Source organism: Escherichia sp. MOD1-EC6098 (assembly GCF_002965865.1).
Taxonomy (GTDB): domain Bacteria; phylum Pseudomonadota; class Gammaproteobacteria; order Enterobacterales; family Enterobacteriaceae; genus Escherichia; species Escherichia marmotae.
Genome location: NZ_PTSN01000003.1, coordinates 1 through 26,603, shown reverse-complemented (window position 1 = coordinate 26,603; position 26,603 = coordinate 1). Strand labels below are relative to the sequence as shown.

Annotated in this window: 32 protein-coding genes and 3 tRNA genes; 14 read left to right on the top strand and 21 right to left on the bottom strand. The window is 47.8% G+C overall.

Annotated features, from left to right (window positions below; all coding sequences use genetic code 11):
- Positions 1-14 precede the first annotated feature (14 nt).
- Positions 15-1,004 carry an arabinose ABC transporter substrate-binding protein AraF gene (araF, locus tag C0K55_RS04680; protein ID WP_000548681.1) on the bottom strand — a complete coding sequence of 330 codons (990 nt, stop codon included), beginning with the start codon at positions 1,002-1,004 and terminating at the stop codon, positions 15-17.
- Between the two features lie 782 nt (positions 1,005-1,786).
- On the opposite strand from araF, the gene C0K55_RS04670 reads away from it, so the two are divergent.
- Entirely contained in the window at positions 1,787-2,290 is a 504-nt protein-coding gene (locus tag C0K55_RS04670) for a non-heme ferritin-like protein (RefSeq protein ID WP_000246123.1), read from the top strand.
- 84 nt (positions 2,291-2,374) lie between these two features.
- Here C0K55_RS04670 and yecJ read toward each other — a convergent pair whose 3' ends face one another.
- Together yecJ and azuC are read right to left on the bottom strand one after the other, a co-directional pair.
- The gene (gene yecJ, locus C0K55_RS04665) at positions 2,375-2,626 is read right to left on the bottom strand and encodes a DUF2766 family protein YecJ (protein WP_000082115.1); all 252 of its coding nucleotides are present in this window, start codon (positions 2,624-2,626) and stop codon (positions 2,375-2,377) included.
- Positions 2,627-2,738: 112 nt separating this feature from the next.
- Positions 2,739-2,825, bottom strand: coding sequence for a stress response protein AzuC (gene azuC, locus C0K55_RS04660; RefSeq protein ID WP_010723106.1), 87 nt, complete (start codon positions 2,823-2,825; stop codon positions 2,739-2,741).
- A gap of 263 nt (positions 2,826-3,088) precedes the next feature.
- On the opposite strand from azuC, the gene yecR reads away from it, so the two are divergent.
- Both yecR and ftnA read left to right on the top strand, forming a co-directional pair.
- Entirely contained in the window at positions 3,089-3,412 is a 324-nt protein-coding gene (gene yecR / locus C0K55_RS04650; protein ID WP_000681531.1) for a YecR family lipoprotein, read from the top strand.
- A 178-nt stretch (positions 3,413-3,590) separates the two neighbouring features.
- Positions 3,591-4,088 carry a non-heme ferritin gene (ftnA, locus tag C0K55_RS04645; protein ID WP_000917208.1) on the top strand — a complete coding sequence of 166 codons (498 nt, stop codon included), beginning with the start codon at positions 3,591-3,593 and terminating at the stop codon, positions 4,086-4,088.
- 37 nt (positions 4,089-4,125) lie between these two features.
- Here ftnA and C0K55_RS04640 read toward each other — a convergent pair whose 3' ends face one another.
- Positions 4,126-4,365 carry a YecH family metal-binding protein gene (locus C0K55_RS04640; RefSeq protein WP_061090489.1) on the bottom strand — a complete coding sequence of 80 codons (240 nt, stop codon included), beginning with the start codon at positions 4,363-4,365 and terminating at the stop codon, positions 4,126-4,128.
- 190 nt (positions 4,366-4,555) lie between these two features.
- Between C0K55_RS04640 and tyrP the strand changes: the two genes are divergently transcribed.
- Positions 4,556-5,767 carry a tyrosine transporter TyrP gene (gene tyrP / locus C0K55_RS04635; protein WP_000797551.1) on the top strand — a complete coding sequence of 404 codons (1,212 nt, stop codon included), beginning with the start codon at positions 4,556-4,558 and terminating at the stop codon, positions 5,765-5,767.
- A gap of 56 nt (positions 5,768-5,823) precedes the next feature.
- Here tyrP and yecA read toward each other — a convergent pair whose 3' ends face one another.
- The 7 genes from yecA to uvrY all read right to left on the bottom strand — a co-directional run bounded on the left by yecA (position 5,824) and on the right by uvrY (position 10,227).
- Positions 5,824-6,489: a UPF0149 family protein YecA gene (gene yecA / locus C0K55_RS04630; RefSeq protein ID WP_000847906.1), complete on the bottom strand. Its 666-nt coding sequence runs from the start codon at positions 6,487-6,489 to the stop codon at positions 5,824-5,826.
- A 194-nt stretch (positions 6,490-6,683) separates the two neighbouring features.
- Positions 6,684-6,770: transfer RNA gene (locus C0K55_RS04625), tRNA-Leu, on the bottom strand.
- A gap of 12 nt (positions 6,771-6,782) precedes the next feature.
- A tRNA-Cys gene (locus C0K55_RS04620) sits at positions 6,783-6,856 on the bottom strand.
- 53 nt (positions 6,857-6,909) lie between these two features.
- Positions 6,910-6,985 (bottom strand) — tRNA-Gly (locus tag C0K55_RS04615).
- Between the two features lie 151 nt (positions 6,986-7,136).
- Positions 7,137-7,685: a CDP-diacylglycerol--glycerol-3-phosphate 3-phosphatidyltransferase gene (gene pgsA, locus C0K55_RS04610; protein WP_001160187.1), complete on the bottom strand. Its 549-nt coding sequence runs from the start codon at positions 7,683-7,685 to the stop codon at positions 7,137-7,139.
- 56 nt (positions 7,686-7,741) lie between these two features.
- Positions 7,742-9,574, bottom strand: coding sequence for an excinuclease ABC subunit UvrC (gene uvrC / locus C0K55_RS04605; RefSeq protein ID WP_000116020.1), 1,833 nt, complete (start codon positions 9,572-9,574; stop codon positions 7,742-7,744).
- The gene (gene uvrY, locus C0K55_RS04600) at positions 9,571-10,227 is read right to left on the bottom strand and encodes a UvrY/SirA/GacA family response regulator transcription factor (RefSeq protein ID WP_000611331.1); all 657 of its coding nucleotides are present in this window, start codon (positions 10,225-10,227) and stop codon (positions 9,571-9,573) included. The genes uvrC and uvrY overlap by 4 nt, the downstream gene beginning before the upstream one ends.
- 332 nt (positions 10,228-10,559) lie before the next feature.
- Here uvrY and C0K55_RS25865 point away from each other — a divergent pair, with 332 nt between their 5' ends.
- On the top strand, positions 10,560-10,700 hold the full coding sequence (locus C0K55_RS25865; protein ID WP_228929308.1) for a hypothetical protein: 141 nt from the start codon (positions 10,560-10,562) through the stop codon (positions 10,698-10,700).
- Positions 10,687-10,911 (top strand): DUF2594 family protein YecF, encoded by a 225-nt coding sequence (gene yecF / locus C0K55_RS04595; RefSeq protein WP_000106471.1) that lies wholly within the window; start codon positions 10,687-10,689, stop codon positions 10,909-10,911. Before C0K55_RS25865 ends, yecF begins: the two co-directional genes overlap by 14 nt.
- 66 nt (positions 10,912-10,977) lie before the next feature.
- Here yecF and sdiA read toward each other — a convergent pair whose 3' ends face one another.
- The 8 genes from sdiA to C0K55_RS04555 all read right to left on the bottom strand — a co-directional run bounded on the left by sdiA (position 10,978) and on the right by C0K55_RS04555 (position 18,272).
- A complete protein-coding gene (gene sdiA / locus C0K55_RS04590; RefSeq protein WP_001154282.1) occupies positions 10,978-11,700 on the bottom strand; it encodes a transcriptional regulator SdiA in 723 nt (240 codons plus the stop codon).
- Between the two features lie 228 nt (positions 11,701-11,928).
- Positions 11,929-12,681, bottom strand: coding sequence for an L-cystine ABC transporter ATP-binding protein TcyN (gene tcyN / locus C0K55_RS04585; RefSeq protein WP_001516561.1), 753 nt, complete (start codon positions 12,679-12,681; stop codon positions 11,929-11,931).
- Complete coding sequence (tcyL, locus tag C0K55_RS04580) at positions 12,678-13,346, bottom strand: cystine ABC transporter permease (protein ID WP_105266659.1); 669 nt, start codon at positions 13,344-13,346, stop codon at positions 12,678-12,680. Before tcyL ends, tcyN begins: the two co-directional genes overlap by 4 nt.
- A 14-nt stretch (positions 13,347-13,360) precedes the next feature.
- On the bottom strand, positions 13,361-14,347 hold the full coding sequence (gene dcyD, locus C0K55_RS04575) for a D-cysteine desulfhydrase (RefSeq protein WP_001128252.1): 987 nt from the start codon (positions 14,345-14,347) through the stop codon (positions 13,361-13,363).
- Positions 14,348-14,451: 104 nt separating this feature from the next.
- Positions 14,452-15,252 carry a cystine ABC transporter substrate-binding protein gene (gene tcyJ, locus C0K55_RS04570; RefSeq protein ID WP_000779811.1) on the bottom strand — a complete coding sequence of 267 codons (801 nt, stop codon included), beginning with the start codon at positions 15,250-15,252 and terminating at the stop codon, positions 14,452-14,454.
- Between the two features lie 87 nt (positions 15,253-15,339).
- Complete coding sequence (gene fliZ, locus C0K55_RS04565) at positions 15,340-15,891, bottom strand: flagella biosynthesis regulatory protein FliZ (protein WP_024191890.1); 552 nt, start codon at positions 15,889-15,891, stop codon at positions 15,340-15,342.
- A gap of 45 nt (positions 15,892-15,936) precedes the next feature.
- Positions 15,937-16,656 (bottom strand): RNA polymerase sigma factor FliA, encoded by a 720-nt coding sequence (gene fliA, locus C0K55_RS04560; RefSeq protein ID WP_000839544.1) that lies wholly within the window; start codon positions 16,654-16,656, stop codon positions 15,937-15,939.
- Between the two features lie 305 nt (positions 16,657-16,961).
- Positions 16,962-18,272, bottom strand: coding sequence for a FliC/FljB family flagellin (locus tag C0K55_RS04555; RefSeq protein ID WP_000079767.1), 1,311 nt, complete (start codon positions 18,270-18,272; stop codon positions 16,962-16,964).
- A 245-nt stretch (positions 18,273-18,517) separates the two neighbouring features.
- Here C0K55_RS04555 and fliD point away from each other — a divergent pair, with 245 nt between their 5' ends.
- The 4 genes from fliD to amyA all read left to right on the top strand — a co-directional run bounded on the left by fliD (position 18,518) and on the right by amyA (position 22,288).
- On the top strand, positions 18,518-19,933 hold the full coding sequence (gene fliD / locus C0K55_RS04545; RefSeq protein WP_105266658.1) for a flagellar filament capping protein FliD: 1,416 nt from the start codon (positions 18,518-18,520) through the stop codon (positions 19,931-19,933).
- Between the two features lie 14 nt (positions 19,934-19,947).
- Positions 19,948-20,358, top strand: a complete 411-nt coding sequence (fliS, locus tag C0K55_RS04540) for a flagellar export chaperone FliS (protein WP_000286599.1) — start codon at positions 19,948-19,950, stop codon at positions 20,356-20,358.
- Positions 20,358-20,723 (top strand): flagella biosynthesis regulatory protein FliT, encoded by a 366-nt coding sequence (gene fliT, locus C0K55_RS04535; protein ID WP_001015042.1) that lies wholly within the window; start codon positions 20,358-20,360, stop codon positions 20,721-20,723. The genes fliS and fliT overlap by 1 nt, the downstream gene beginning before the upstream one ends.
- Positions 20,724-20,800: 77 nt before the next feature.
- Positions 20,801-22,288 (top strand): alpha-amylase, encoded by a 1,488-nt coding sequence (amyA, locus tag C0K55_RS04530; RefSeq protein ID WP_105266657.1) that lies wholly within the window; start codon positions 20,801-20,803, stop codon positions 22,286-22,288.
- A 33-nt stretch (positions 22,289-22,321) separates the two neighbouring features.
- Here amyA and yedD read toward each other — a convergent pair whose 3' ends face one another.
- Positions 22,322-22,735 (bottom strand): lipoprotein YedD, encoded by a 414-nt coding sequence (gene yedD, locus C0K55_RS04525; RefSeq protein WP_001516567.1) that lies wholly within the window; start codon positions 22,733-22,735, stop codon positions 22,322-22,324.
- Between the two features lie 186 nt (positions 22,736-22,921).
- Here yedD and yedE point away from each other — a divergent pair, with 186 nt between their 5' ends.
- Positions 22,922-24,127, top strand: coding sequence for a selenium metabolism membrane protein YedE/FdhT (gene yedE / locus C0K55_RS04515; protein ID WP_001516568.1), 1,206 nt, complete (start codon positions 22,922-22,924; stop codon positions 24,125-24,127).
- The gene (yedF, locus tag C0K55_RS04510) at positions 24,124-24,357 is read left to right on the top strand and encodes a sulfurtransferase-like selenium metabolism protein YedF (protein WP_000790504.1); all 234 of its coding nucleotides are present in this window, start codon (positions 24,124-24,126) and stop codon (positions 24,355-24,357) included. The genes yedE and yedF overlap by 4 nt, the downstream gene beginning before the upstream one ends.
- Before the next feature lie 125 nt (positions 24,358-24,482).
- On the opposite strand, the gene zinT is transcribed toward yedF, so the two are convergent.
- A complete protein-coding gene (zinT, locus tag C0K55_RS04505; protein ID WP_001516569.1) occupies positions 24,483-25,130 on the bottom strand; it encodes a metal-binding protein ZinT in 648 nt (215 codons plus the stop codon).
- Between the two features lie 327 nt (positions 25,131-25,457).
- On the opposite strand from zinT, the gene C0K55_RS04500 reads away from it, so the two are divergent.
- Positions 25,458-25,862 (top strand): DUF1398 domain-containing protein, encoded by a 405-nt coding sequence (locus C0K55_RS04500; protein WP_016248821.1) that lies wholly within the window; start codon positions 25,458-25,460, stop codon positions 25,860-25,862.
- Positions 25,863-26,056: 194 nt separating this feature from the next.
- Positions 26,057-26,458 carry a g-type lysoyme inhibitor PliG gene (gene pliG / locus C0K55_RS04495; RefSeq protein WP_105266656.1) on the top strand — a complete coding sequence of 134 codons (402 nt, stop codon included), beginning with the start codon at positions 26,057-26,059 and terminating at the stop codon, positions 26,456-26,458.
- The last annotated feature ends 145 nt before the right edge of the window (positions 26,459-26,603 follow it).

Genomic DNA, 26,603 nt, shown 5'->3' with positions numbered 1-26,603 from the left:
ATTTTTTCGGCAGATTACTTACCGCCTAACCCTTTTTTCTCCAGTTCTTCTTTAAAGTTGTCGCGCGTAATCAGAACGACATCGGTAACTTCAGTGAATTTCGGTGGTTCTGCGTCTTTCGCTACCCAGTTGTAGAGCATTTCGCTGGACTTATAACCATGTACGTCCGGGCTTGGCAGCAGTGAACCGTAGAAACCGGTAGCCTGGGCTTTGGACAACTCGCTTACTGCATCCACGCCGTTGATACCGATACCGATGATATCTGCCGCTTTAAAGCCCTGACCTTCCGTCGCGCGCACGCCGCCAAGCACAGTGCTATCGTTCATCCCGACGATCAGCCAGTGTTTAACTTCAGGATGCTGAACCAGCATGGAGTTGGCGGCGTCAAATGCCCCCGGGATATCGTTAGATTTGGTAGGAACCTGATAAATTTGTTTTTCCGGGAATCCGGCAGCTTTCAGCGCGTCCATAGAGCCTGTAGTACGACGACGAGCGGTATCCAGTTCGTTAGCTGTAATCGCCATTACGGCACTTTCTTTTACATCCCAACCTCGTTTCTGCATCTCTTTATACAGTTCCTGGCCCTGACGCTCGCCAATTTTGGTCGCCGCCATCATCACCAACGGCACGGTATCCATCGGCTTACCTTTGGCATTTACAAACTGATCATCCACGGCAATAACTTTCATACCATAGCCACGTGCTTTCGCCACAATAGCGGAACCCAATTTCGGGTCTGGCGTACAAATGACAAATCCTTTCGCGCCACTGGCCGCCAGGCTGTCGATAGCGTTCAGCGTTTTTTCACCATCCGGTACGGCAATCTTAATAACTTCAAAGCCTAAATCTTTCCCGGCTTTATCGGCAAATTTCCATTCGGTCTGGAACCACGGCTCTTCGGGTTGCTTTACCAGGAAACCGAGTTTCAGGTTTTCTGCCATAGCGGATTGTGACATAACAGCAGCCAGACCGATGGCCGCAAGAGCTTTAGTAAATTTGTGCATGGTTATCTCCAGCTTTAGCATCATTTTTTGTAGGGTAAAAACTAAGAACTTTGGTTAATTTAATCGGAAAACAAAGCATTACCTTTAACGAAAAGATAATTGGCCGTGTTGGCATAGTTTTAGCGAGAAATTAATTCTCCATAGGAGAGCAATATCACATCGCAGAATTACAGTCAGAACGTGCATGAATTTAGCGAGAAATGACATACTGGAAACAACAATTGTCTGACAAATAAAAAGTGCATTAGCAGATTAGTCCATGACATTAGCCTGGAAGTCCTTGTGGTATGCGTTGAGTGGTCTGGAGTGTCTTTTTTTTAATCTAATTATTACCGGACAGAAGTCTGTCCATTTTAAGCTGAATGGTAAAATGGATAAGCGCTTGTACAAAATTCATTTCGGCGTTAATTATCACCACCATCATTAATTAAGAGTAAATCGATAATGAGAGCCACCTCTCATAGTCAGGAAAAGTTTTAAAATATCACATCGTCATCATGTCATTAATATTTTATTTTAATATCAATGAGATACACAAATACACAGCATTGACAATTATTGCAAACCAATTGCTCTTATCAATGAAATGTAAAAAATTATAAACTTGGTGATTTAAGGATTTTCTTATATTCGTTCAGACGTTATGCTTATTTCAGATCATCGTCAGAATTGACTCCACGATCACATTTCGGACATGCAGAAAGGAATTATTCTGCAAACAGTAATTACGGTGTTTTGATTCATCTTGCACCTCACGTCTTCTGGATATAAGGATATTAGGTATGGCAACCACTGGAATGCTTCTCAAACTCAACACCCAAATGAACCGCGAGTTTTACGCATCCAATCTCTACCTTCACCTGAGCAACTGGTGTTCTGAACAAAGTCTGAATGGCACCGCTACTTTCCTTCGCGCCCAGGCACAGAGTAACGTGACCCAAATGATGCGCATGTTTAATTTTATGAAAAGTATCGGCGCGACGCCCATCGTTAAAGCTATTGATGTGCCAGGTGAAAAGCTTAACTCTCTGGAAGAACTCTTCCAAAAAACGATGGAAGAATACGAGCAGCGTTCAAGCAAGCTGGCACAATTAGCCGATGAAGCTAAAGAATTGAATGATGATTCAACCGTCGATTTCCTGCGCGATCTGGAAAAAGAACAGCAGCACGATGGCCTGTTACTGCAAACCATTCTTGATGAAGTACGCAGCGCGAAACGTGCCGGTATGTGCCCTGTCCAGACCGACCAGCATGTTCTTAATGTTGTGTCGCATCAGATACACTAATAAAAATCGACGCCTTAAATCACGCGCCGGATATAAAAATTGTTGAGAAAACCGCTGCTTCATACTCTTGAAGCAGCGGTTTTTTTAATGGGATTCACTTTGTGGGGTAAACTTGAGTTCAATCAATGCGATAGCTTTCTGGATAGCACGCATCGTAACCGGATCGGCTGCGGCGGGATGGTTAGTAAAATCAATATTCTTCAACTGGCCAGACATTTTTTCACGAACCTCAACAGGTGCAATCACATCGAGTACGTCGAGAATTTGTTTGATCACCAACTGGCAAGCGACAACATCAGAAACCAGTTCCTGATCGGCATTCAGCGGCTGGGACATTGTAAACTCCTGATAGCATTTGAAAGCCGATATAGTAGCGGCTTCACTTCTTCAGCGATAGTCACATCCACCGTCCTCAGGATACAAAAAACCTGCCGGAGCAGGTTTCTTGTTATCTGAACATATTGCCTGGCGGTACATCTTTGAACGTCTTGCAATAGTTATTAAACATACTTTTCAGGATTTTGCGCAGTTTCATCGCGGCACTCCGACCATTTGTTATGCAGGTGTTATCGTCTTTGCACTTATAATATGACAATCATCACAAAAATCAATCTTTATGTGACCTGAATCACATAAATACCCCTTTAATGTTATAAAAATGATAACCATAAAGTCACCGCTAACTGTCTGACCTCTGGAAAAAGCAAGGAATAGCACCGATCCGTCGTCTTTTCTGTCCATAGCCTGGTCGTATCCGCAAGTACAATACCTGTTTCTTCTTCCTCTTCAGGCAGTGACATGAAACATCTGATAATTGTTCTTTCACTTTTAACATTAGCGGGCTGCACCGTAACTCGTCAGGCTCAATTGAGCGAAGTCAACGCCACGAGCGGTATTGTGCGCCTCGTTTACGATCAGGCATTTTTACAAAACGCCCGTACTGACAGCTATCTCAATCAGGAAATAGCGCAACGTGCATGTCAGCAGGCAGGGTTTACCCGCGCCATTGCGTTTGGGCAACCTGTAAGTAACTGTAGTGTGTTTGCGGGGTCGTTATGTCTGAATACGGAATTTACACTGTCGTATCAGTGCCAAATTTTAATACCCTCGACTTATCAATAAAGACCTTAATCAGCGAGGGAGGCTTCGCTGGTTAATTGATGCCATAAATAGCAGTAATGCGTTTTATTCCCATTCGTATTTTTAATAATTGAATTTAATATTTTACCTTTTGCAAATAATAAAATAACAAATTATAGTGGCGCCACAGAAACAAAAATAACCTTTGTGGAGCACTATCATGCTGAAACCAGAAATGATTGAAAAACTCAATGAGCAGATGAACCTGGAACTGTACTCTTCGCTGCTTTATCAACAAATGAGCGCCTGGTGCAGCTACCATACCTTTGAAGGCGCGGCCGCGTTTCTGCGCCGTCACGCCCAGGAAGAGATGACGCATATGCAGCGTCTGTTTGACTATCTGACCGATACCGGAAACTTACCGCGTATTAATACTGTTGAATCCCCGTTTGCTGAATATTCTTCACTTGATGAATTATTCCAGGAAACTTATAAGCATGAACAATTAATCACGCAAAAAATTAACGAACTGGCTCATGCTGCCATGACCAATCAGGATTACCCGACATTTAATTTCCTGCAATGGTATGTTTCTGAGCAACATGAAGAAGAGAAATTGTTCAAATCGATTATTGATAAATTAAGCCTGGCAGGTAAAAGCGGCGAAGGTCTTTATTTCATCGATAAAGAACTCTCTACCCTCGACACGCAAAACTAATCTTCTCCGGCGGCAGATTTTCTGCCGCCGTTGCATATCAGTGACGGCAAATTTTACTTGTATCGGTTGAGAACCCTTCTTCGCAGGGAATAAATTTACCTTTCGCCGCCAGAAACGCCACCAACTCGCCCGCAGTCATCCCTTCTGCTGAGCAGGTATGAAAACGCGCCTGTTCACCAAAACGCGCTTTAATCGCCGCCTCCAGACTGGCGTGCGTATATTGCTCACCTGATTCAATCATCATATTTAACACTTCATGACCGTGAATAGATTCCATCGTTCCTCCTCAAAAAAGGCATAGCGTAGCGATAGCCGCTCATCAAGGCTTTGCGCCAGCGCAGTTCTGAATGCATTTTATCGTACAGTTTTATTTACATCTAATGTAACGTCGATTTGACGAAAAATGTAGAATGCCTTAACCTGCGCCGCAGATATCACTTATAAAGATCGTCAGGACAGAAGAAAGCGTGAAAAACAGAACTCTGGGAAGTGTTTTTATCGTGGCAGGAACCACAATTGGCGCGGGTATGCTGGCAATGCCGCTGGCAGCGGCAGGTGTCGGTTTTAGCGTCACGTTAATCTTATTGATTGGGCTTTGGGCATTGATGTGCTACACAGCGCTGTTACTGCTGGAGGTGTACCAGCATGTCCCGGCAGACACAGGTCTGGGCACGCTGGCAAAGCGCTATCTGGGGCGTTATGGGCAGTGGCTGACTGGCTTCAGTATGATGTTTTTAATGTATGCCCTGACGGCGGCGTACATCAGCGGTGCAGGTGAATTACTTGCCTCCAGCATCAGCGACTGGACAGGCATTCCAGTGTCGGCAACCGCTGGCGTGTTGTTGTTCACTTTTGTTGCCGGTGGTGTGGTTTGTGTCGGGACGTCGCTGGTCGATTTGTTTAACCGCTTTCTGTTTAGCGCCAAAATTATTTTTCTGGTGGTGATGCTGGTACTGCTGTTGCCGCATATTCATAAAATGAATCTTTTAACCCTGCCGCTGCAACAAGGACTTGCGTTGTCTGCGATCCCGGTAATTTTTACCTCGTTTGGCTTCCACGGTAGTGTGCCGAGCATCGTTAGTTATATGGATGGCAACATTCGCAAGCTGCGCTGGGTGTTTATTACTGGTAGTGCGATCCCTCTGGTGGCGTATATCTTCTGGCAACTGGCGACGCTGGGCAGCATTGATTCAACAACCTTTATGGGGCTGCTGGCTAATCATGCCGGGTTAAACGGACTGTTACAGGCGTTACGCGAAGTGGTGGCCTCACCGCATGTCGAACTGGCGGTGCATTTATTTGCTGACTTAGCCCTCGCAACATCCTTTCTCGGCGTAGCGTTAGGCTTATTTGATTATCTGGCAGATTTGTTTCAGCGTTCAAATACCGTTGGAGGGCGACTGCAAACTGGTGCAATTACTTTTCTGCCGCCGCTGGCGTTTGCGCTGTTTTACCCACGTGGCTTTGTGATGGCGCTGGGTTACGCCGGTGTGGCGCTGGCGGTGCTGGCGTTAATTATCCCTTCCCTGCTGACCTGGCAGAGCAGAAAGCATAATCCACAAGCTGCTTATCGAGTGAAAGGTGGCCGTCCGGCGCTGGTGTTAGTGTTTCTCTGCGGCATTGGCGTGATTGGTGTGCAATTTTTGATTGCGGCAGGATTGTTACCCGAAGTGGGATAATCGCCTTGATAACAACGTTGGGTGCCGGAAACATCTCCAGCACCCAATATGCCCTCTTAATGCAGGCAGCACTGCTTAAATTTCTTACCACTGCCGCACGGACAAGGATCGTTACGGCCCGGCTTTTCTTCTGCTTTGATCGGTTGCTGAACAGGTTTTTCCTGCGGATGCGCCATCCAGTAAGCATGTAAATCAAGCGCTGCCAGTCGAATGGCTTCTACGCTTTCTTCAAATGCTTCTGGCGACAACTTCTCTACCCGCGCAAAGTTTTCTTCTGTACCGTGTAGAGCTATCGCCTCAAGCGCCGGTTTTAACGAATCAGGCAATGCCGACCAGTCAGCGAGGGCAACGCCACGCATATAGCCAAAGCACCACTCCTCAACAATCGTCAGCTCGCTACCGTCAACTTCTCGCAGGCCAAACAACGGTTCAAACTGCTCAGGAAATTCGTTCAGACGTTCTGCGGTATCGGCCATATGTTGAAAAGCCAGATTCATAAAGCGCGTCATCTCTTTTTCTGACGCCCAGCGCGGCACATAATCCGCCCCGCCCCAGACAGCAACCAGCCACTGTTCTGGTTCAATTTCTTGCGGAGAACTCAACACCGCCGTCAATAAACCGTCCAGCTCAGCCACATCAAGGATGGCGTGTTCAGTGTTGTATTTGGTCAGGATATCATCCAGCCATTCCAACTCACTTTCGTTTAACGGTCCAGTTTTCATACGCTTTTCCTTGTGGATCTCGACTCGCCAGCGCCTATCTTACATGTCGGTCTGGCAGAGAGATACTTTTTGCGTGGATTACCCGGTGATTAAAAATAAGAGGGGTGTAACGACAAGTTGCAGACACAAAAAAACCACCCGAAGGTGGTTTCACGACACTGCTTATTGCTTTGATTTTATTCTTATCTTTCCCATGGTACCCGGAGCGGGACTTGAACCCGCACAGCGCGAACGCCGAGGGATTTTAAATCCCTTGTGTCTACCGATTCCACCATCCGGGCTCGGGAAAAAAGTGGAGGCGCGTTCCGGAGTCGAACCGGACTAGGCGGATTTGCAATCCGCTACATAACCGCTTTGTTAACGCGCCAAATTCTTCAGGCTTTTCAGCCAGACACCCGCTTATGCCGATGTCTTTTAAACTGGAGCGGGAAACGAGACTCGAACTCGCGACCCCGACCTTGGCAAGGTCGTGCTCTACCAACTGAGCTATTCCCGCATTCATCAAGCAATCAGCTAATCACTTGATTTTATTATCGTCTGGCGATCAGTGCCGCCGTTCGATGCGTTGCATTCTACTTACCTGACGCGATGAGTCAACGATATTTTTCACCAGTTTTGATCGTTTGCTGAATTTTGCGTCGAAACGATCACTGATCAAGCAGATCTGCGCGCGCAGCGCTCAAATATTGCAACATTGACCACAAAGTCAGTACCGCTGCCACAAAGAAAAGTGCAATACCAGCGTATTCAACCCAAATGTTCGGGCGCCATAACAGCCAGGCCAACGCTACCATTTGAGCAGTAGTTTTAACTTTACCGATCCAGGATACGGCCACGCTGCTGCGTTTACCCAATTCAGCCATCCATTCGCGCAACGCGGAGATGATAATTTCACGGGCAATCATCGTTGCTGCCGGTAAAGTCACCCACCAGCTATGGTAATGTTCTGTTACCAGCACCATAGCGATGGCTACCAGCACTTTATCTGCTACTGGATCAAGGAAAGCACCAAACCGGGTACTCTGGTTCCAGCGACGCGCCAGAAAACCGTCGAACCAGTCAGTCACCGCTGCGACACAGAAAATGAGCGCAGCAGCAAACGGTGACCAGGTAACAGGTAGATAAAAAACCAATACAAAGAATGGGATAAGTATGACACGGAACAGTGTGAGCAACGTAGGGATATTAAATTGCATAATGACGGGTAACTATCTGTTGTCAGTAAGATTACCCCTATGTTGCTACAGAGACATCAATGTTTCAACGACCAGAAGATCTTTTCTGCCAGACCTTGCGAAATACCCGGCACTTTTGCAATTTCCTCGACGCTGGCGTTACGTAAACCTTGCAAACCGCCCATATATTTCAACAACATTTGCCGGCGTTTTGGCCCGACACCTTCGATGGTTTCCAGGGTGCTGGTATTTTTGACCTTTGCCCGTTTTTTGCGGTGACCACCAATCGCATGATTGTGTGATTCATCGCGAATATGCTGGATGACATGCAGCGCAGGTGAATCTGGCGGCAGGCTGAATCCCTCTCCTTCCGGCTCGAAGAACAGCGTTTCCAGACCAGCCTTACGATCGGCCCCTTTCGCTACCCCAAGTAACAGCGGATGGTTTTTATCCCATGAGACATCCAGCTCAGCGAAAACATTTTTCGCCTGCGCAAGCTGTCCTTTGCCGCCGTCGATAAGGATCACGTCCGGGATCTTACTGTCGTCGATAGCTTTTCCGTAACGCCGACGCAGCACCTGATTCATCGCCGCATAATCATCGCCCGGCGTAATACCAGTAATGTTATAGCGTCGATACTCCGCTCGCAGCGGGCCGTTAGCATCGAACACCACACACGAAGCGACTGTTTGTTCGCCCATGGTATGGCTGATATCAAAACACTCCATCCGCTTCACTTCCGGCAGTTTCAACACGCTGGCAAGCGCAGACAGACGCTGGTGAACAGTAGATTGCTGCGAAAGTTTGCTGGTTAACGCAGTCGCCGCATTGGTGCGCGCCAGCTTCAGGTAACGTGCCCGATCGCCACGTGGTTTGGTCTGAACGTTAATCTTTCTCCCCGCCAGTTCCGAAAGAGAATCGGCAAGCAGCGTTTTATCGCTAAGATTAAAGTCGAGCAGGATCTCACCCGGCAAAGTGCGCATCTGACTACCCTGTAAATAGAACTGGCCGACAAAAGTTTCCACCACTTCGCCCAATTCCGTACCGCCAGGTACTTTCGGGAAATAACTACGGCTACCGAGCACCTTGCCCTGACGAATAAACAGGACGTGGACACAAGCCATGCCTGCATCAAACGCCACGCCAATAACGTCAAGATCATCACCAGTATTGGAGACAAACTGTTTTTCGGTTACGCGCCGCACCGCCTGGATTTGGTCGCGAATACGTGCAGCCTCTTCAAATTCCAGATTCTGGCTGGCTGTTTCCATGCGGCTAATCAGTTGGGTAAGCACCTGATCGTCCTTGCCGGATAAAAACAGGCGCACATACTCTACCTGCTGGGCGTATTCTTCTTCACTCACCAGCCCTTCAACGCACGGCCCCAGACAACGCCCTATCTGATATTGCAGACACGGACGCGAGCGGTTGCGATAAACACTATTTTCACACTGGCGAATCGGGAAAATTTTTTGTAGCAGCGCCAGGGTTTCACGCACGGCATAACCGTTTGGGAACGGGCCGAAATATTCACCTTTGGCATGTTTCGCGCCGCGATGCATAGCCAGACGCGGATGGGTATCGCCACTCAGGAAGATAAAGGGATAAGATTTATCATCGCGTAACAGAACGTTGTAACGCGGTTGATAGAGTTTAATGTAGTTGTGCTCCAGCAATAACGCTTCTGTTTCGGTGTGGGTAACCGTGACATCGATTTGCTGGATCTGGGCGACCAACGCTTCGGTTTTGCGCGAAGCGAGGTTGCTACGGAAATAACTGGAAAGCCGTTTTTTCAGGTCTTTCGCTTTGCCGACATAAATAACCGTACCACCAGCATCATACATGCGATAAACGCCCGGCTGGCTGGTTACGGTTTTTAAAAACGCTTTTGCGTCAAACTGAACACTCACTGACTTGTTAATGTCTCCGCATTACACAGACCATGGCGAATTGCCAGGTGAGTCAACTCAACATCGCCATGTATGTTTAATTTACTAAACATACGGTAGCGATAGCTGTTCACCGTTTTCGGGCTGAGATTAAGCTGTTCTGAGATCTCATTGACCTTCTGGCCTTTGGTAATCATCAGCATAATCTGCAATTCACGTTCCGACAAACTGGCAAACGGGCTTTCTGTTTTTTCTGGTTCGATTTGGCTTAACGCCATTTGTTGAGCAATGTCAGAAGCAATATAACGCTGCCCTGAATAAACAGAACGAATCGCGCTCACGACCTCCTGCGGGGCTGCGCCTTTGCTGAGATAGCCCGCGGCACCGGCCTGCATCACTTTCGCTGGTAAAGGGTTTTCGGTATGAACCGTAAGCATGATGATTTTGACATCGGCTGTCGAGCGGGCGATTTTACGCGTCGCCTCAAGACCACCAATGCCAGGCATACTCATGTCCATTAGCACAACGTCAACGGTATTTGCCCGGCACCACTTAACGGCGTCTTCACCGCAGGATGCCTCACCGACAACTTTAATACCCTTTATATCTTCCAGAATGCGTCGTATCCCTGCGCGCACCAGTTCGTGGTCATCAACAAGTAGAACGTTGATCAAAGGAATATCTCCAGAAATAGGGATAACGCTACTGATAGTTAGTCATTAGTATATTAGCGGGTTTTATTGCAACTTTGAAACGTTAAAAATGGTGGGTATTCGATTTTTCTCTCGTTTTTGTAAATTCGATTGTCCACAGTTATGATCACGCCCGTCATCAAAGGTTTGCCGGTTCGTTTCACAGCACAACCAACGGCGAGATGTGACAAAAATTGACTTTATTCAGCACAAATGAAAAATCAGCGGTATGAATATGTAACATTAATTAACCCGAACAATACGTGCAAAAAACATTCATGATAAAAATATTTATTGGTCATTATATTGACTGAATTAATATAGTTGACGATACAGCGCACAAAAAACAACCACTAATATTTTTAGCAAAGCTTATGGTATACTCCGCCGCCTTAACATTTTTCACCGCAAATTTTTATTGCAACATGACGAGGAAAATAAATGAGTACGCCTGATTTTTCTACTGCCGAGAATAATCAAGATCTGGCAAATGAAGTCTCCTGCCTGAAAGCGATGCTGACGCTGATGCTGCAGGCGATGGGACAAGCTGACGCGGGCCGCGTGATGTTAAAGATGGAAAAACAGCTTGCGCTGATCGAAGACGAAACCCAGGCTGCAATATTTTCCAAAACGGTTAAGCAAATTAAACAAGCCTACCGTCAGTAATATAAAACCGGCTGAAAGCGCGCCTTTCAGCCGGTTTTGCATCTGGCACGCAGAATGTAATTGATGTCATATTAAGCCAGTTGCAGCAGCGTAGCAGGCAACCTGTGTCTTATTCGGTGCATTGATTTTTTTCTGCATGTTTTTCTGATGAAAATTGACCGTATTTTCAGAGATTGACAAGATCATCGCTATCTCTGCTGACGTTTTTCCTTCCGCGGTCCATTTCAGAATTTCTTTTTCCCGCTTGCTGAAATTCATCTCTGGCGTCATCACTATTTCATCATTTAAGCGTATCAACGCCATCAGACTTTCGCGCACCAATAACTGCATTTTTAATTGCAGTTCATCACTAAGGCCAGGTATTTCACGCGTACTACTACGGGAAAAGGACAAAAAACCCAGCGCCCGGTTTGGCAGCATTAAATACTGAGTGACACCACGGCGTATACCATGTGCACGCGCGGCTTCCCATAGCGGCTGCGCTTCGCTAAATAAGTCATCATTCCACAATAAATGCCCCTGACTGAAGTTTTCATGGTTAAGCACCGGATCAATGGCAAGAAAGTTTTTTGCCTGATAATAACTAATCCATGATTTCGGGTAATTGGTGTAGAAGGCCACTTTCGGTCGCGTGAATGGCACCGGGTGACGCACACATAATGAATAGAAATCGTACTCGAGTTGTTGAGCCTGCCGCTCTATTTCATGGTAGACCTCTTCCGCGGCCTCCATTCTCTGAAAACGTAACAGCATCGTGCGACGCCAACTGAAAAAATCCGTATCCTGCATAGTTAACCGCAACGCTCCTGAGAGTGAGTATCATTTATATTGATAACTCAAACTATCACATAAATAAGATTTATATATAATTTATATTATTCAGACAATGAATTACTTTTGCAAGACATAGCATTCTTTTATGTTATTAATAAGTTATGCTGATTTGTTAAGCAATTCACCAGATTGAGAGCGCGTTCTCGCCCCGTCTGGAAAGCCGACGGGGCTGATTTTTTCTTATTATTGCAACAGAAACTTCTCAAGGAACTGGCGGGTACGGGGCTGCTGCGGATCAGCAAATAACGCTTTTGCTGGCCCCTGCTCGACTATCCGCCCCTGGTCCATAAAGATCGCGCGGTCAGCAACGTCACGAGCAAAGCTCATTTCGTGCGTCACAATGACCATCGTGCGCTTTTCCTGTGCCAGTTGGCGGATGGTATTCAGGACTTCGCCCACCAGCTCCGGATCCAGCGCCGAGGTAGGTTCGTCAAACAGAATGACTTCCGGGCGCATCGCCAGCGCACGCGCAATCGCCACACGTTGCTGTTGACCGCCGGACAAACGACGCGGATAGCTGGTCTCTTTCCCCGTCAGCCCGACCTTCGCCAGCAGTTCGCGGGCGCGTGTCGTTGCCTCTTCTTTCGGTTCGCCTTTAACGATCACAGGCCCTTCAATAATGTTTTCCAGCACCGTACGATGCGGGAACAGATTAAAGTTCTGGAACACAAACCCGACGTGCTGGCGCAACTGGCGAATCAGCGATTTTTGCTGACTTAACGAACGTGCGGTATCAATAGTAATATCGCCAACGGTGATGGTCCCCGCCTCTGGCTGTTCCAGCAAATTTATGCTGCGTAGCAACGTGGTTTTGCCGGAACCACTCGGGCCGATAATTGCCACCACTTCGCCGGTGTTGACCTCCAGATCGATACCGTGCAGCACCGTCTGACCGTGGAATTTTTTCACCAGGTTTTTAACTTCAATGGCACTCATTTTGGCTCTCTCTCCTGGCGATTTAGTTGATTCTCAAAATGGTTCTGCAGCGTCGATAACACTGTCGCCATAATCCAGTAGATGAGCGAAGCCGCCAGATACATGGTGAACACTTCCAGAGTACGCGAGGTTATCAACTGCGCCTGACGAAACAGTTCCGACACCTGAATCGTCGCGGCCAGTGAGGTATCTTTCACCAGGCTGATAAAGCTGTTCGACAGCGGCGGCAGTGCCACCCGCGCCGCCTGCGGCAAAATTGCGCGACGCATAGTTTGCCACGGCGTCATGCCAATACTGGCAGCCGCCTCCCACTGACCTTTATCAATAGACGAAATCGCTGCCCGCAGCGTTTCGGCAGCATAGGCGGCGGTGTTCAGTGACAGTCCAATCATCGCTGACGGAACCGGATCTAATTCAATGCCAAACTGCGGCAGACCGTAGTAGATCATAAACAGTTGTGCAATGAGCGGCGTACCGCGAAAAATGGAGATGTAAAAACGCGCCAGCCAGCGTACGGGCCATATGGGTGACAGGCGCATCAGCGCGAGAATAAACCCCAACAGCAAACCGAAAAACATACCGCCGATGCTGAGTTGCAGCGTATACCCAGCCCCTTTTAGCAGGAACGGCAAAGAATCAATAACCAGTTGTATACTTTCTTGCATGAGCGTTTCCGGGGCTAGACGTGAGGATGATAGGCGAACAGCGCAGGCGCGCCGCCAGTATGAATAAACAGAATCGGCCCTTCGTCTTTGAAGCGTTTCTGACTGATGCCATCAATCAGCCCCGCCATCGCTTTTCCGGTATACACAGGATCAAGCAGAATGCCTTCCAACCGCGCCAGCAGTTTCACCGCTTCCATGCCTTCGTCATTTGGCACGCCGTAGCCAGGGGCAAAGTAGTCATCCCAGAGTAAAATTTCTGCTGACGCGGTCAGTTCCAGCTCTTTCGCGATTGCCTGTTGCAGGCTAACCACTTTTGGCAACTGATCAGCAACGGAACGTGACACGGTCACGCCAATCAGTTCGCTTTCTGGCATCAGTTGTTCCAGCCCTACTGCAAGCCCGGCATGCGTTCCGGCACTGCCCGACGCCACCACCACCGAAGAAATATTAACCGCCCCTTCACACTGTTGCGCGATTTCCAGCGCGCTCTCCACATAGCCCAACGCGCCTAAAGCATTGGAACCGCCAACCGGAATGACGTATGGGCGAAAGCCTTGTGCTTCGACGCGAGTCGCCAGCTCTTCCAGTTGGGCATTGGGATCGGTCAGCGCGTCGCACATTTCAATCTGGGTATTGAAGAGATCTAACAACAAGCGGTTGCCGTTGGTTAAATAATTTTCTGCAGTAGTGCCAATGGGATTTTCCAGCAGCGCCACGCAATGCAGACCAAGTTTTGCGGCCACTGCGGCAGTCTGGCGCACATGGTTAGACTGAATCGCTCCGGCTGTAATCAGTGTGTCAGCACCTTCGCGCAAGGCGTCTGCTGCGAGAAATTCCAGTTTGCGTAACTTATTTCCGCCCATTGCCAACGGGGTGACGTCATCCCGTTTGATGAAAATGTCCCGACCGAGATAATCAGAAAAACGTGGCAGATATTCGAGCGGTGTCGGTGTGCCGATAAACTCCAACCGTGGAAAACGAGTTAAATTATGCAGTGGCATAAAAGCCTCCGATGTCTGTTGTTGTGATATTGTTATTATGCACGCTGAAAACGCTTAAATAAAAAAGGCGCCGATTAAAGCGCCCTTTTTTGTCATTATGCTGATTACCTGGTCACATCAGCACCAAACCATTTTTCCGAAAGGGCTTGCAAGGTTCCATCTTTTTGCATTTCTGCGATGGCATCGTTGACTGCTTTCAGCAAGTCTTCGTTACCTTTACGCAGCGCGACACCTGACTCCTGGCGGGAAAAGGCTTCGCCGGTTACTGCCAGCGTATCATTGGTTTTCTTCACCAAATCCAGCGCCGCCAGACGGTCAACCAGGATGGCATCAATACGACCTACGCGCAGATCCTGATATTTGGTCGGGTCATCATCATAGGTGCGCACATCAACACCCTGAACATTCTGACGCAGCCACTCTTCATAGTTGGTGCCTAAACCAACGCCAACTTTTTTACCTTTCAGGTCGTCTGCGGTTTTTATTGTGCCTTCATTACCTTTTTTCACCAGCGCCTGAATACCGGAAATGGTGTAAGGGGTAGAGAAATCGTATTTTTTCTTACGTTCATCTGAGATGGTAACCTGATTAATCACCACATCGATGCGCTTAGAATCCAGGGACGCCAGCATACCATCCCACTTGGTCGGTTTTAATGCGGCTTCAACGCCCAGATGTTTTGCCAGTTGTTGAGCAAACTCCACTTCAAAACCGGTCAATTTACCGTCATCGCCCTGAAAGCTAAACGGCGGGTAAGTCCCTTCCAGTCCCACCAGCAACGTGCCACGCTCTTTTACTTTATTGAGCAGGCCTTCGTTGGCAAAACTTTTCACGCTCATACCCGCAACCAGCGCCACGGCCATAACACCCATCAACGCCTGACGCCCCAGATGTACTAATTTCATATTCACCCCGAATGTTGTTATGTTGGTTTGCAGTGTAGAGCCATTGTTCGTAGACACAAAAACAACTCTGCTACATCTTATTCTTATTTAATATATATCAGAAGCTGACAGACTGGGGGATTTCTGCGCAAGGTCGCCGCGGGTTTGCATCTGGTAACACTGGTACTTACGTAATGCGATGCGATAATTATTGGTACTGGTGGTGGGCAGCCAGGGGGCGAGGTTTTCATCAAGAAAACCATCCTGCAACAGGTCAGAGGAAATATCGTGTTCGCTTAAATAATTACCCAAACGACGTAGACGAACCACATATTCGCGCACTGTACCGGGGCTCATTTCAGTATGGTCAAAAAGAAACTGCTTAAAGCCGATAATATCAAAAAAATCACTCTGGGTTTTGCAGTGTAAATCACCGCAGAAACGGCATAACGCTGCCCATGATTTTTGTTCCTCATACCAGCCATTTTCATCAAGCAGCGTATCAAGACGGGAAATCTCGATTTTATTGACTATTTTGCCATCGTGAACCAGGGTAATGCGATCGAGTAATTTACGGCAATATGCGCAATGAGTCTGGCTGTGTTTAAAATCTTTAAGATAGCGGCTTAATGGTCGCCTTTTCTGGTGCTGCATCATTATTAAGAACTCCTGGTATTCAAAATTAATGTGCGGCATTTACCTGAGTTATAACTTACCCAGTTTGGTGCGTAACCGTTTAATAGCCTGGCTGTGTAACTGACTAACCCGCGATTCACCGACCTCAAGCACCGCGCCAATCTCTTTGAGATTAAGCTCTTCCTGGTAATAGAGCGTTAATACCAACTGTTCGCGCTCCGGCAACATTTCGATGGCTTCCATTACCCGCTGGCGCAAATTACTGTCCAGTAACTGCTGTAACGGGTTATCCCGCTGATGATCGTCAGTAACCAGTTCGATGCTATCACCGTGCTCTTCGCGCCACTCATCATAAGAGAAAAGTTGGCTGTTATTAGTATCAAGCAACATTTGCCGGTAATCAGCGATTTCAATCCCTAAACGTTCTGCCACTTCCGTTTCTGTGGCGTTGCGGCCAAGTTCCTGCTCCAGTTGCCCTATTGCCTGCGCCACTTCACGTGCATTGCGTCGCACGCTGCGCGGCACCCAGTCACGGCTGCGAAGTTCATCCAGCATAGCACCACGGATACGCTGCACTGCGTAAGTTGTAAATGCCGTTCCTTGCAGGGCATCATAACGTTCAACAGCATTAAGTAATCCAATGCCGCCGGCCTGTAGCAGATCGTCAAGTTCTACACTCGCGGGCAGTCGAACCTGCAGGCGCAATGCTTCGTGACGCACCAGCGGGATATAACGCTGCCACAGCGAATGTTTATCCATTACACCTTCAGCGGTATAGAGTGATTTCACGATAAACAGCCCTGCGTTATATAAATAATCGGCATAATTATCCGTTTCTGCAGGTTTTTTAATCGGACGATTAATGGGTGAAATAAGGGGTTATTTGGGGTAATCGGTAAATAGCGAGCAGAATAACCCCGCTGGAGCGGGGTTAAGATAGCTGACAAAGTCCGCCTCATCTTGCCGGATGCGGCGTAAACGTCTTATCCGACCTACGCGAATATGCAAATTTAATTAATTGCGATTCACCTTGTAGGCATGATAAGCGTAGCGCATCAGGCAATTTGGCGTTTGCTGTCATTATATTACGACGATTAGCCCTGCAGCAGAGACAGAACTTGCTGCGGCACCTGGTTAGCTTTAGACAGCACAGAGTTACCCGCCTGCTGGATGATCTGCGCTTTCGACATGTTAGACACTTCGGTCGCATAGTCGGCGTCCTGAATACGGGACTGCGCTTCAGACAGGTTGGTGGTGGTGTTGTTCAGGTTGGTTACCGCAGAGTCCAGACGGTTTTGAACGGCACCGAGGGAGGAGCGGAAAGTATCAACCTGTGCAATGGCTTTGTCTAAAAGTGCCAGTGGATCAGCAGAAGAAGCCCCTGAGAACTGCGCAGTCGGAGTTGCTGTAGATAATTCAACAACAACTTTGTTCGCTGTGGCTGTTGCCGTAGTGTCATCATTAAGCGCCGCTGGAGCCGTTGTAGCGTAGTTTTTACCCTGGAATGTTACATATCCCGCAGCCGCGCCGTCAGAGTCAGCGGCAACTTTAATCAGCTGATCTTTCTGAGTAGCTGCAGTCGTTAGTCCATTATCGGTGTCTTTGTATTCGACATCGGCTTTATTCAACGTCACTTCACCACTTGCATGGTCAATGGACGCGGAGTAGAAATCACTACCGGATTGAACGACGAACTGTGCGGTGGCAGCCCCTTTCGCATCCAGGGTGTTGTGTAACGTCAGGCTGGAAACATCGACAGTTTTACCTGTCGCAGTAGTCAGATCTTTCGCAACAGCAGTGAAATCAACACCAACAGGTTTTGTCCCAGCGGCTCCTGTAATTTGAGTAATTGAATCACCAACGTTAAGTGATTGAGCAGAAACGGAGAAACCATTCAACCCTAATGTAGAAGAGTCAATTTTCTGTAAATCAATGCTAATAGTCTGGCCATCATTCGCGCCAACCTGAATCTTCATCGAACCGTCTTTTGCCAGTACATTCACGCCGTTGAACTGGGTCTGACCGGAAACACGGTCAATCTCATCCAGACGGGATTTGATTTCGTCCTGAATAGATGACAGGTCAGAATCAGAGTTAGTACCGGTCGTCGCCTGAACGGTCAACTCACGCACACGTTGCAAGTTGTTGTTGATTTCAGACAACGCACCTTCTGTAGTCTGCGCCAGAGAAATACCGTCGTTGGCGTTACGCGCAGCCTGAGTCAGGCCTTTAATGTTAGAGGTGAAACGGTTAGCAATCGCCTGACCGGCAGCGTCATCTTTCGCACTGTTAATACGCAGGCCAGAAGAGAGGCGTTCGATAGAAGTCGACAGCGCAGACTGGTTTTTGTTGATGTTGTTTTGAGTGATCAGCGAGAGGCTGTTGGTATTAATGACTTGTGCCATAATTCATTTTCCTGTTTTCAAGTCTACGGTTTAAGTATTGGGCTTCCACCCTTCGGCTTCGTCGCCGTCAACCCTGTTATCGTCTGGTCACTCACAACCTTTAGAATTTTTTTCTAGCGGTCGAAATACTCCCCTTCCTCGTTGCTGTTCGTGTCATTAAGCCCAAAAATAAATCGTAAACTTTGCCCCACTTACGCCGATAACCCCGGTATTCGTTCTACATGTCGCATGATTAAGGAATCTATATGGCGAGTATTTCAACGCTTGGGGTTGGGTCGGGGCTGGACTTAAGCAGCATCCTCGACAGTCTGGAGGCGGCAGAAAAATCTACCCTGACGCCGATATCGAAACAGCAAAGTTCTTACACCGCGAAACTGAGCGCTTACGGGACGCTGAAAAGCGCGCTGGAGAGTTTCCAGACGGCCAATACAGCACTGAATAAAGCCGATTTATTTACCGCCACCTCAACCACCAGCAGTTCATCAGCTTTCAGCGCCACGACCACGGGCAGCGCAATTGCCGGGAAATACACCATTAGCGTCAGCCAACTGGCGCAGGCGCAGACGCTGACCACCCAAAATAGTCAAAAAGACAGTAAAGTCGCCATCGCCACCAGCGATAGCGTACTGACCATCCAGCAAGGCGGCGGTAAAGAGCCGGTCACGATTGATATCAGTGCGGCTGATTCGTCGCTCTCCGGCATTCGCGATGCCATTAACAACGCCAAAGCTGGTGTCAGCGCCAGTATCATCAATGTGGGTAACGGCGAGTATCGTTTGTCCATCACCGCCAATGATACCGGTAGCGACAACGCCATGAAGCTCAGCGTCAGCGGTGACAGCACCCTGCAAAGTTTTATGGGTTACAACGGAACTTCGGGTGATAGCAGCAATGGCATGGTTGAAAGCGTCACCGCGCAGAACGCCAAACTGACGGTCAATAACGTTGAGATTGAAAACAGCAGCAATACTATCAGTGACGCGCTGGAAGATATCACCCTCAACCTGAATGACGTCACCACCGGTAATCAGACACTGACCATCAGTAAAGATACATCCAAAGCTGAAAATGCGGTTAAAGCGTGGGTGGATGCCTATAACGCATTACAGGATACCTTCAGCAACTTAACGAAATACACAGCCGTCGATGCCGGTGCTGAAAACCAGGATTCCAGCAATGGTGCATTACTCGGTGACTCCACACTGCGTACCATCCAGACTCAGCTTAAAACCTTGCTCGCCAATACCCACAGCAGTTCAAACTATAAAACGCTGGCACAAATTGGCATTACCAGCGATGCCAGTACCGGAAAGCTGGAAATAGCGACCGACAAACTGCAAACAGCGCTGAAAAAAGATGCTGCTGGCGTCGGTGAAATGTTTATTGGTGACAGTAAAAGTACAGGCGTAACCACCAGCATTAGCAGCAACCTGACCAGTTGGCTCTCCTCCACCGGGATAATCCAGGCCGCAAAAGATGGCGTCAGCAAAACGCTGAACAATTTGACCGATCAATACAATGCCGCCAGCGAACGCATCGATACATTAATGGCGCGCTATAAAGCCCAGTTCACCCAATTAGATGTGTTAATGAACTCGCTGAACTCCACCAGCAGCTATCTGACACAACAGTTCGACACCTCAAATAGCAGTTCGAAATAATCTCAGGAGAGACAATGTACAGCGCAAAAGGCACCCAGGCCTACGCACAAATTGGCGTCGAAAGCGCCGTAATGAGTGCCAGCCAACAGCAACTGGTCACCATGCTATTTGACGGCGTGTTGAGTGCGCTGGTAAGAGCGCGCTTGTTTATGCAGGACAACAATCAGGAAGGCAAAGGCGTCTCTTTGTCAAAAGCGATCAACATTATTGAGAACGGGCTGAGACTCAGTCTTGACGAAGAAAGTCAGGACGAATTAACCCAGAATTTGATTGCACTCTATAGCTATATGATCAGGCGTTTGCTGCAAGCTAATTTACGCAACGATGTCTCCGCAGTCGCAGAAGTGGAAACTTTAATGCGCAATCTTGCCGATGCCTGGAAAGAGTCTCTACTCTCCCCTTCATTGATTCAGGACCCTGTCTGATGAACCATGCACCGCACTTGTATTTTGCCTGGCAACAACTCGTCGAAAAAAGCCAGCTCATGTTACGCCTGGCGACAGAAGGACGGTGGGATGAACTCATCGCCAGCGAAATGGAATATGTCAATGCGGTGCAAAAAATTGCACACTTAACGGAAGAAATGGAACCCTCTGCCATGATCCAGGAGCAACTCAGACCTATGCTGCGCCTCGTTCTGGAAAACGAAAACAAAGTAAAACAGTTATTGCAGATTCGGATGGATGAACTGGCGAAACTGGTCGGTCAGTCATCAATGCAAAAATCGGTGTTAAGCACCTACGGCGATCAGGGTGGCTACGTGCTGGCGCCGCAGGAAAATCTCTTTTGAAGCTTAAAGAGCTGATTGCTCGCGAATAATCCGATTACGGCTACGCTTCTAATGTTCCCCTTGAGCGGAGTCGAAGAATGCGTAACCCCACGCTGTTGCAATGTTTTCATTGGTATTACCCGGAAGGCGGCAAGCTCTGGCCTGAACTGGCCGAGCGCGCCGACGGTTTAAATGATATTGGTATCAATATGATCTGGCTGCCGCCCGCCTATAAAGGCGCATCGGGCGGGTATTCTGTTGGCTACGACTCCTATGATTTATTTGATTTAGGCGAGTTTGATCAGAAAGGCAGCATCCCCACCAAATATGGCGATAAAGCACAGTTGCTGGCGGCCATTGACGCACTCAAACGCAATGACATTGCCGTACTGCTGGACGTGGTCGTCAACCACAAAATGGGGGCTGACGAAAAAGAAGCCATTCGCGTACAGCGCGTCAATGCAGATGATCGCACGCAAATTGATGATGAAATCATTGAGTGCGAAGGCTGGACCCGTTACACCTTCCCGGCTCGTGCCGGTCAATACTCGCAGTTCATCTGGGACTTCAAATGTTTTAGCGGCATCGACCATATCGAAAATCCAAACGAAGATGGCATTTTTAAAATCGTCAACGACTACACCGACGAAGGCTGGAATGACCAGGTTGATGATGAGTTAGGTAATTTCGACTATCTGATGGGCGAAAATATCGATTTTCGCAACCATGCCGTCACGGAAGAGCTTAAATACTGGGCACGCTGGGTGATGGAGCAAACGCAGTGCGACGGTTTTCGTCTCGACGCAGTAAAACATATTCCAGCCTGGTTTTATAAAGAGTGGATCGAACACGTGCAGGAAGTCGCGCCAAAACCGCTATTTATTGTGGCGGAATACTGGTCGCGTGAAGTAGATAAGCTGCAAACATATATTGCCCAGGTAGAAGGCAAAACCATGCTATTTGATGCGCCGCTGCAAATGAAATTCCATGAAGCATCCCGAATGGGGCGCAACTACGATATGACGCAGATATTCACCGGTACGCTGGTGGAAGCCGATCCTTTCCATGCCGTTACACTGGTCGCCAACCACGATACCCAACCGTTGCAAGCCCTTGAAGCTCCGGTAGAACCGTGGTTTAAACCGCTGGCGTATGCCCTTATTTTGCTGCGGGAAAATGGCGTCCCTTCAGTGTTCTACCCTGATCTGTACGGTGCTCATTACGAAGATGTCGGCGGTGACGGGCAAACCTATCTGATAGATATGCCAATAATCGAACAGCTCGATGAGTTAATCCTCGCCCGCCAGCGCTTCGCCCACGGTGTACAGACGTTATTTTTCGATCATCCGAACTGTATTGCCTTTAGTCGCAGCGGCACCGACGAATATCCAGGCTGTGTGGTGGTGATGTCAAACGGTGACGATGGCGAAAAAACCATTCATCTGGGAGAGAATTACGGCAATAAAACCTGGCGTGATTTTCTGGGCAATCGGCAAGAGAGCGTGGTGACCGATGAAAATGGCGAAGCGACCTTTTTTTGCAACGGCGGTAGCGTCAGTGTGTGGGTTATCGAAGAGGTGATTTAAACACATCCCCGGCGGCAAACCGGGGATATTTCATTACGGTAGTGGCGTCGGCAACGGCGCTTTTTCCAGCACAGCAGCACATTCAGCCGTTGGTCGATCCACGCGTTCCATCGTCATGCCATCGTATTCAATAGTGTTACCGTCACGCTCAATCTCGTACAGTTCACGTTTGACAGTAACGTTAGTGAGATCATCAGATATCAGCGTCAACTTACCCGGTAAAGCAATCACCCGCTGCCACTGACGGCAATCCAGCGTATCACCCTCTTTAGTGACAATCAGGCTACCTATCGCTTCCGGGCTGACCAGAGCACGTTGCGGCCCTTTAGTCTGCCAGTAGCCCGCCAGCCAGTCTGGCGCGGGCGTTTTCACAACATTGTTATAATTTTCAACTTCGGCACAGCCAGCCAGCAGCATAAGTGCGCCTGCAATTGCGAGTTTTTTCATCATTCATCCTGCATGAGAAGAAAAGAAGATTGTGGCATTAATGCCTTGATGCTGCCAGCCTTTCCAGGCCCAAAGAGAAATTTGATCTAACCATTATTTTTGTGAATTATTACCACGAAAAAGAATTTGTCTGGTGTATTATTCGCGGCTCTTGTTTCAAACCTTCTGAGTTCAGAGGCTATATACATGTCATGGCAGCAATTCAAACAAGCCTGGTTGATTAAATTCTGGGCCCCCATCCCTGCGGTCATCGCGGCGGGTATTCTCTCCACTTATTATTTTGGCATCACCGGCACCTTTTGGGCTGTTACCGGCGAATTTACCCGTTGGGGTGGTCAGCTCCTGCAACTGTTTGGCGTCCATGCCGAAGAGTGGGGCTATTTTAAAATTATCCATCTGGAAGGATCGCCATTAACCCGCATTGACGGGATGATGATTCTTGGTATGTTTGGCGGCTGTTTTGCCGCGGCTCTGTGGGCCAACAACGTTAAATTACGTATGCCGCGCAGCCGTATCCGCATTATGCAGGCTATTATTGGCGGGATTATCGCTGGTTTCGGCGCGCGTCTGGCGATGGGCTGTAACCTGGCTGCATTTTTCACTGGCATTCCGCAGTTCTCACTGCACGCCTGGTTCTTTGCCATCGCCACCGCCATTGGCTCATGGTTTGGTGCACGCTTTACTCTGCTGCCAGTCTTCCGTATCCCGGTAAAAATGCAAAAAGTCTCTGCCGCCTCACCGCTAACACAAAAACCAGATCAGGCACGGCGTCGTTTCCGCCTCGGGATGCTGGTCTTTTTTGGCATGTTGGGCTGGGCGCTGTTAACGGCGATGAATCAACCGAAGCTGGGGCTGGCAATGCTGTTTGGCGTCGGCTTTGGCTTACTGATTGAACGCGCGCAAATCTGCTTTACTTCGGCGTTCCGCGATATGTGGATCACCGGGCGTACCCATATGGCGAAAGCGATCATTATCGGTATGGCGGTAAGTGCCATCGGTATTTTCAGTTACGTACAGTTAGGTGTAGAACCGAAAATCATGTGGGCTGGCCCGAACGCCGTCATTGGCGGGTTACTGTTTGGCTTTGGTATTGTGCTGGCGGGCGGCTGCGAAACTGGCTGGATGTACCGTGCAGTGGAAGGCCAGGTGCACTACTGGTGGGTTGGGCTGGGTAATGTTATCGGCTCAACGATTCTGGCTTATTACTGGGATGACTTCGCCCCGGCACTGGCCACCGACTGGGACAAAATCAACCTGCTGAAAACCTTTGGCCCAATGGGCGGCCTGCTGGTGACATATTTACTGTTGTTCGCTGCCCTGATGTTGATTATCGGCTGGGAGAAACGCTTCTTCCGCCGCGCGGCGCTGCAAACTGCTAAGGAGATTGCATGAAAAATATCGTTCCTGATTACCGTCTTGATATGGTGGGCGAACCCTGCCCTTATCCGGCGGTCGCGACCCTTGAGGCGATGCCGCAGTTAAAAAAAGGCGAGATCCTCGAAGTGGTCAGCGACTGTCCGCAGTCAATTAATAATATTCCACTGGACGCACGTAACCACGGCTATACCGTACTGGATATCCAACAAGACGGGCCGACCATTCGTTATTTAATTCAGAAGTAATCTTTTCTCCCGCTGTTTCAGGCAGCGGGAGTATCTTTGCTACGAATTCTCCATTGTGGACGTACAGAAAGTCCGTGGTATATCAGAAAAATAGTCTCAATATTTGATGACCATGCAGGAATGAATTAGTGGTGAAGCATCTCATCCACAATTTCTTTCGTCTGTAACTGATAAGGATAATAAGTTGGCCAGTTGTCCATTTCTTCAAGTAACTGCTGTTGTGACGTATTCCCCATAAATATATGAAAATGGGATGATTTACGAGGGGCAATAATATGATCACTAAACTGCACAAACTTAGGGGCTTTACTGGCTGGTTCCCGGCACTCAAACAGATAACGCACACCTTTCTTCCCTGATTTATATGTCAGTATTTTAAACCCACTGTAATTATATTTACAGGAAGTCATCTCCTCCCCTCGATGGAACTCCATAACACCATTTTCGATGCCAATTGTGTCAACATCTGTTATGTATCCCTTCTGATAGTAGGCTTTAATATCTGCGAATGATTTACCCGGTTCTTTTTCTGCTTTCATTTTAAAGACAGGATCAAGATCACCACTTTGAAGCAAGGGGTACACCGATTGCCAAATACCCTCCCAATCAGCGAGGGATCTATCCTTCACGTTATTATCATCAAAAATACCCTCTGCTGCTTTTTGTTCCATTTCTGTCAGTGGTGCCCCATGTGAATGATGCCCATGAGCAAGTGCATAGTTGCCTGCTAATAGTAACCCCAGAGCAAAAGCCAATTTATTAACAATCATCATCCAGTTTGTCCTCCCGCTTCAACATCACATAATGTTATAACATAACATTTAATAAAAACAACACTGAAGAACGAATAGCAAAACCTAACCAAACACACGCACCATAACCCTACATTTAGTACGTCTTTATCACCAACTACAACCGTTGAAAAAATGCGCCGTTGAAAGCTTTTATTGTAATGATTTTGTCTTACTGCGCTGCCAGTAATAACGGGAAATCATGAATGCAGTACAGAGACAACATTAAGTCATCGGATCTGATTGAAGGAATAGCACCAATCATGCAAACTACAAACTCTCACAACCAACAAGAGATTATTCCCCCTGATGGATCAGGTTGCTATTTTCCAAAAGATGTTTGAGCAAGTGAGAACGGAGCTAAACTTTTCCTGGTTTTACACAGAGTTAAAACGTCATCATATTGCGCATTACATTTACTATCTTGCTACAGATAACATTAGGATCGTTACACACGATGACAAGGTATTGTTAATAAGAGGAAGCAGAAATCTATTAAAAGTCAGTGCCACTAAGAACCCTGAGAAAGTAATAAAAGCAGCCCGGACTCACATTGCCAGAAGATCTACTTTTCGGGAATATTGTATAACGCTCGCGAATGCGGGTGTCTTCCGGTGGGTTACTGACGTTAACGATAATAAACGTCGTTACTATTCTATCGATAATACACTCTTATATATTGAAGATGTTGAGAACAATAAACCCTTAATTTAGATGTATTAGCTCATTTCAGATCTGACAGTTATCCGTACAGGTATCTGTCAGATTATCTCTGGCTTGATTTTCTCTTCTCTGACACCACTCACGCTCCATAGCAGCTCCCAGACGGGAAGTTCATGGAAAATGCCTGCCAAAAATTGTTATATTATAACAGCGAACAGCTTTACTCTGACTGAGGAGAAAAACACATGAAAATCAATGACATAGGTAAAACCATTTTTCTTTTTGCACTGCTAACCTCAACGGCCTCTGCCGCTGGCAAGGACATTAATGTTGAGTTCAGAAAGGGGCATAGTAGCGCCCAGTACTCAGGAGAGATAAAGGGGTACGATTACGACACATATAACTTCTATGCCAAAAAAGGCCAGAAGGTGCACATCAGTATCTCCAATGAGGGGGCTGATATTGTCCTCTTTGGGCCAGGAATTAGCGACTCTGTTGATCTCTCCAGATATTCTCCCGAGCTTGATGACAATGGTCAGTACATCCTTCCCGCTTCCGGTAAATATGAGCTAAGAGTGCTTCAAACCCGTAATGACGCTCGTAAAAACAAAGTTAAAAAATACAGCGTCAACATACAGATTGAGTAAACAGAAATTGACGGGGCTATCCCCTGAGGGATCCCCAGAAAATTTAGTAAACCATTATCATATTGGTATACCGTTGCTGTAGAACTTTCAGCCCTGCGTCAAGTGACAGTGTGTTTAGTATGAGTGGAGAATGTCGAATCACATT

Coding starts and splice junctions, on each gene's coding strand:
- ftnA (WP_000917208.1), top strand. CDS start 3,591: ATGCTGAAACCAGAAATGATTGAAAAACTCAATGAGCAGATGAACCTG.
- tcyL (WP_105266659.1), bottom strand. CDS start 13,346: ATGCAAGAAAGTATACAACTGGTTATTGATTCTTTGCCGTTCCTGCTA.
- C0K55_RS04640 (WP_061090489.1), bottom strand. CDS start 4,365: ATGGAATCTATTCACGGTCATGAAGTGTTAAATATGATGATTGAATCA.
- azuC (WP_010723106.1), bottom strand. CDS start 2,825: ATGAAACTGCGCAAAATCCTGAAAAGTATGTTTAATAACTATTGCAAG.
- yecF (WP_000106471.1), top strand. CDS start 10,687: ATGAGTACGCCTGATTTTTCTACTGCCGAGAATAATCAAGATCTGGCA.
- fliT (WP_001015042.1), top strand. CDS start 20,358: ATGAACCATGCACCGCACTTGTATTTTGCCTGGCAACAACTCGTCGAA.
- tcyN (WP_001516561.1), bottom strand. CDS start 12,681: ATGAGTGCCATTGAAGTTAAAAACCTGGTGAAAAAATTCCACGGTCAG.
- zinT (WP_001516569.1), bottom strand. CDS start 25,130: ATGATGATTGTTAATAAATTGGCTTTTGCTCTGGGGTTACTATTAGCA.
- amyA (WP_105266657.1), top strand. CDS start 20,801: ATGCGTAACCCCACGCTGTTGCAATGTTTTCATTGGTATTACCCGGAA.
- yedE (WP_001516568.1), top strand. CDS start 22,922: ATGTCATGGCAGCAATTCAAACAAGCCTGGTTGATTAAATTCTGGGCC.
- sdiA (WP_001154282.1), bottom strand. CDS start 11,700: ATGCAGGATACGGATTTTTTCAGTTGGCGTCGCACGATGCTGTTACGT.
- yedF (WP_000790504.1), top strand. CDS start 24,124: ATGAAAAATATCGTTCCTGATTACCGTCTTGATATGGTGGGCGAACCC.
- fliS (WP_000286599.1), top strand. CDS start 19,948: ATGTACAGCGCAAAAGGCACCCAGGCCTACGCACAAATTGGCGTCGAA.
- yecA (WP_000847906.1), bottom strand. CDS start 6,489: ATGAAAACTGGACCGTTAAACGAAAGTGAGTTGGAATGGCTGGATGAT.
- C0K55_RS04670 (WP_000246123.1), top strand. CDS start 1,787: ATGGCAACCACTGGAATGCTTCTCAAACTCAACACCCAAATGAACCGC.
- tcyJ (WP_000779811.1), bottom strand. CDS start 15,252: ATGAAATTAGTACATCTGGGGCGTCAGGCGTTGATGGGTGTTATGGCC.
- C0K55_RS04500 (WP_016248821.1), top strand. CDS start 25,458: ATGGATCAGGTTGCTATTTTCCAAAAGATGTTTGAGCAAGTGAGAACG.
- dcyD (WP_001128252.1), bottom strand. CDS start 14,347: ATGCCACTGCATAATTTAACTCGTTTTCCACGGTTGGAGTTTATCGGC.
- pliG (WP_105266656.1), top strand. CDS start 26,057: ATGAAAATCAATGACATAGGTAAAACCATTTTTCTTTTTGCACTGCTA.
- fliD (WP_105266658.1), top strand. CDS start 18,518: ATGGCGAGTATTTCAACGCTTGGGGTTGGGTCGGGGCTGGACTTAAGC.
- pgsA (WP_001160187.1), bottom strand. CDS start 7,685: ATGCAATTTAATATCCCTACGTTGCTCACACTGTTCCGTGTCATACTT.
- yecR (WP_000681531.1), top strand. CDS start 3,089: ATGAAACATCTGATAATTGTTCTTTCACTTTTAACATTAGCGGGCTGC.
- yecJ (WP_000082115.1), bottom strand. CDS start 2,626: ATGTCCCAGCCGCTGAATGCCGATCAGGAACTGGTTTCTGATGTTGTC.
- araF (WP_000548681.1), bottom strand. CDS start 1,004: ATGCACAAATTTACTAAAGCTCTTGCGGCCATCGGTCTGGCTGCTGTT.
- C0K55_RS04555 (WP_000079767.1), bottom strand. CDS start 18,272: ATGGCACAAGTCATTAATACCAACAGCCTCTCGCTGATCACTCAAAAC.
- yedD (WP_001516567.1), bottom strand. CDS start 22,735: ATGAAAAAACTCGCAATTGCAGGCGCACTTATGCTGCTGGCTGGCTGT.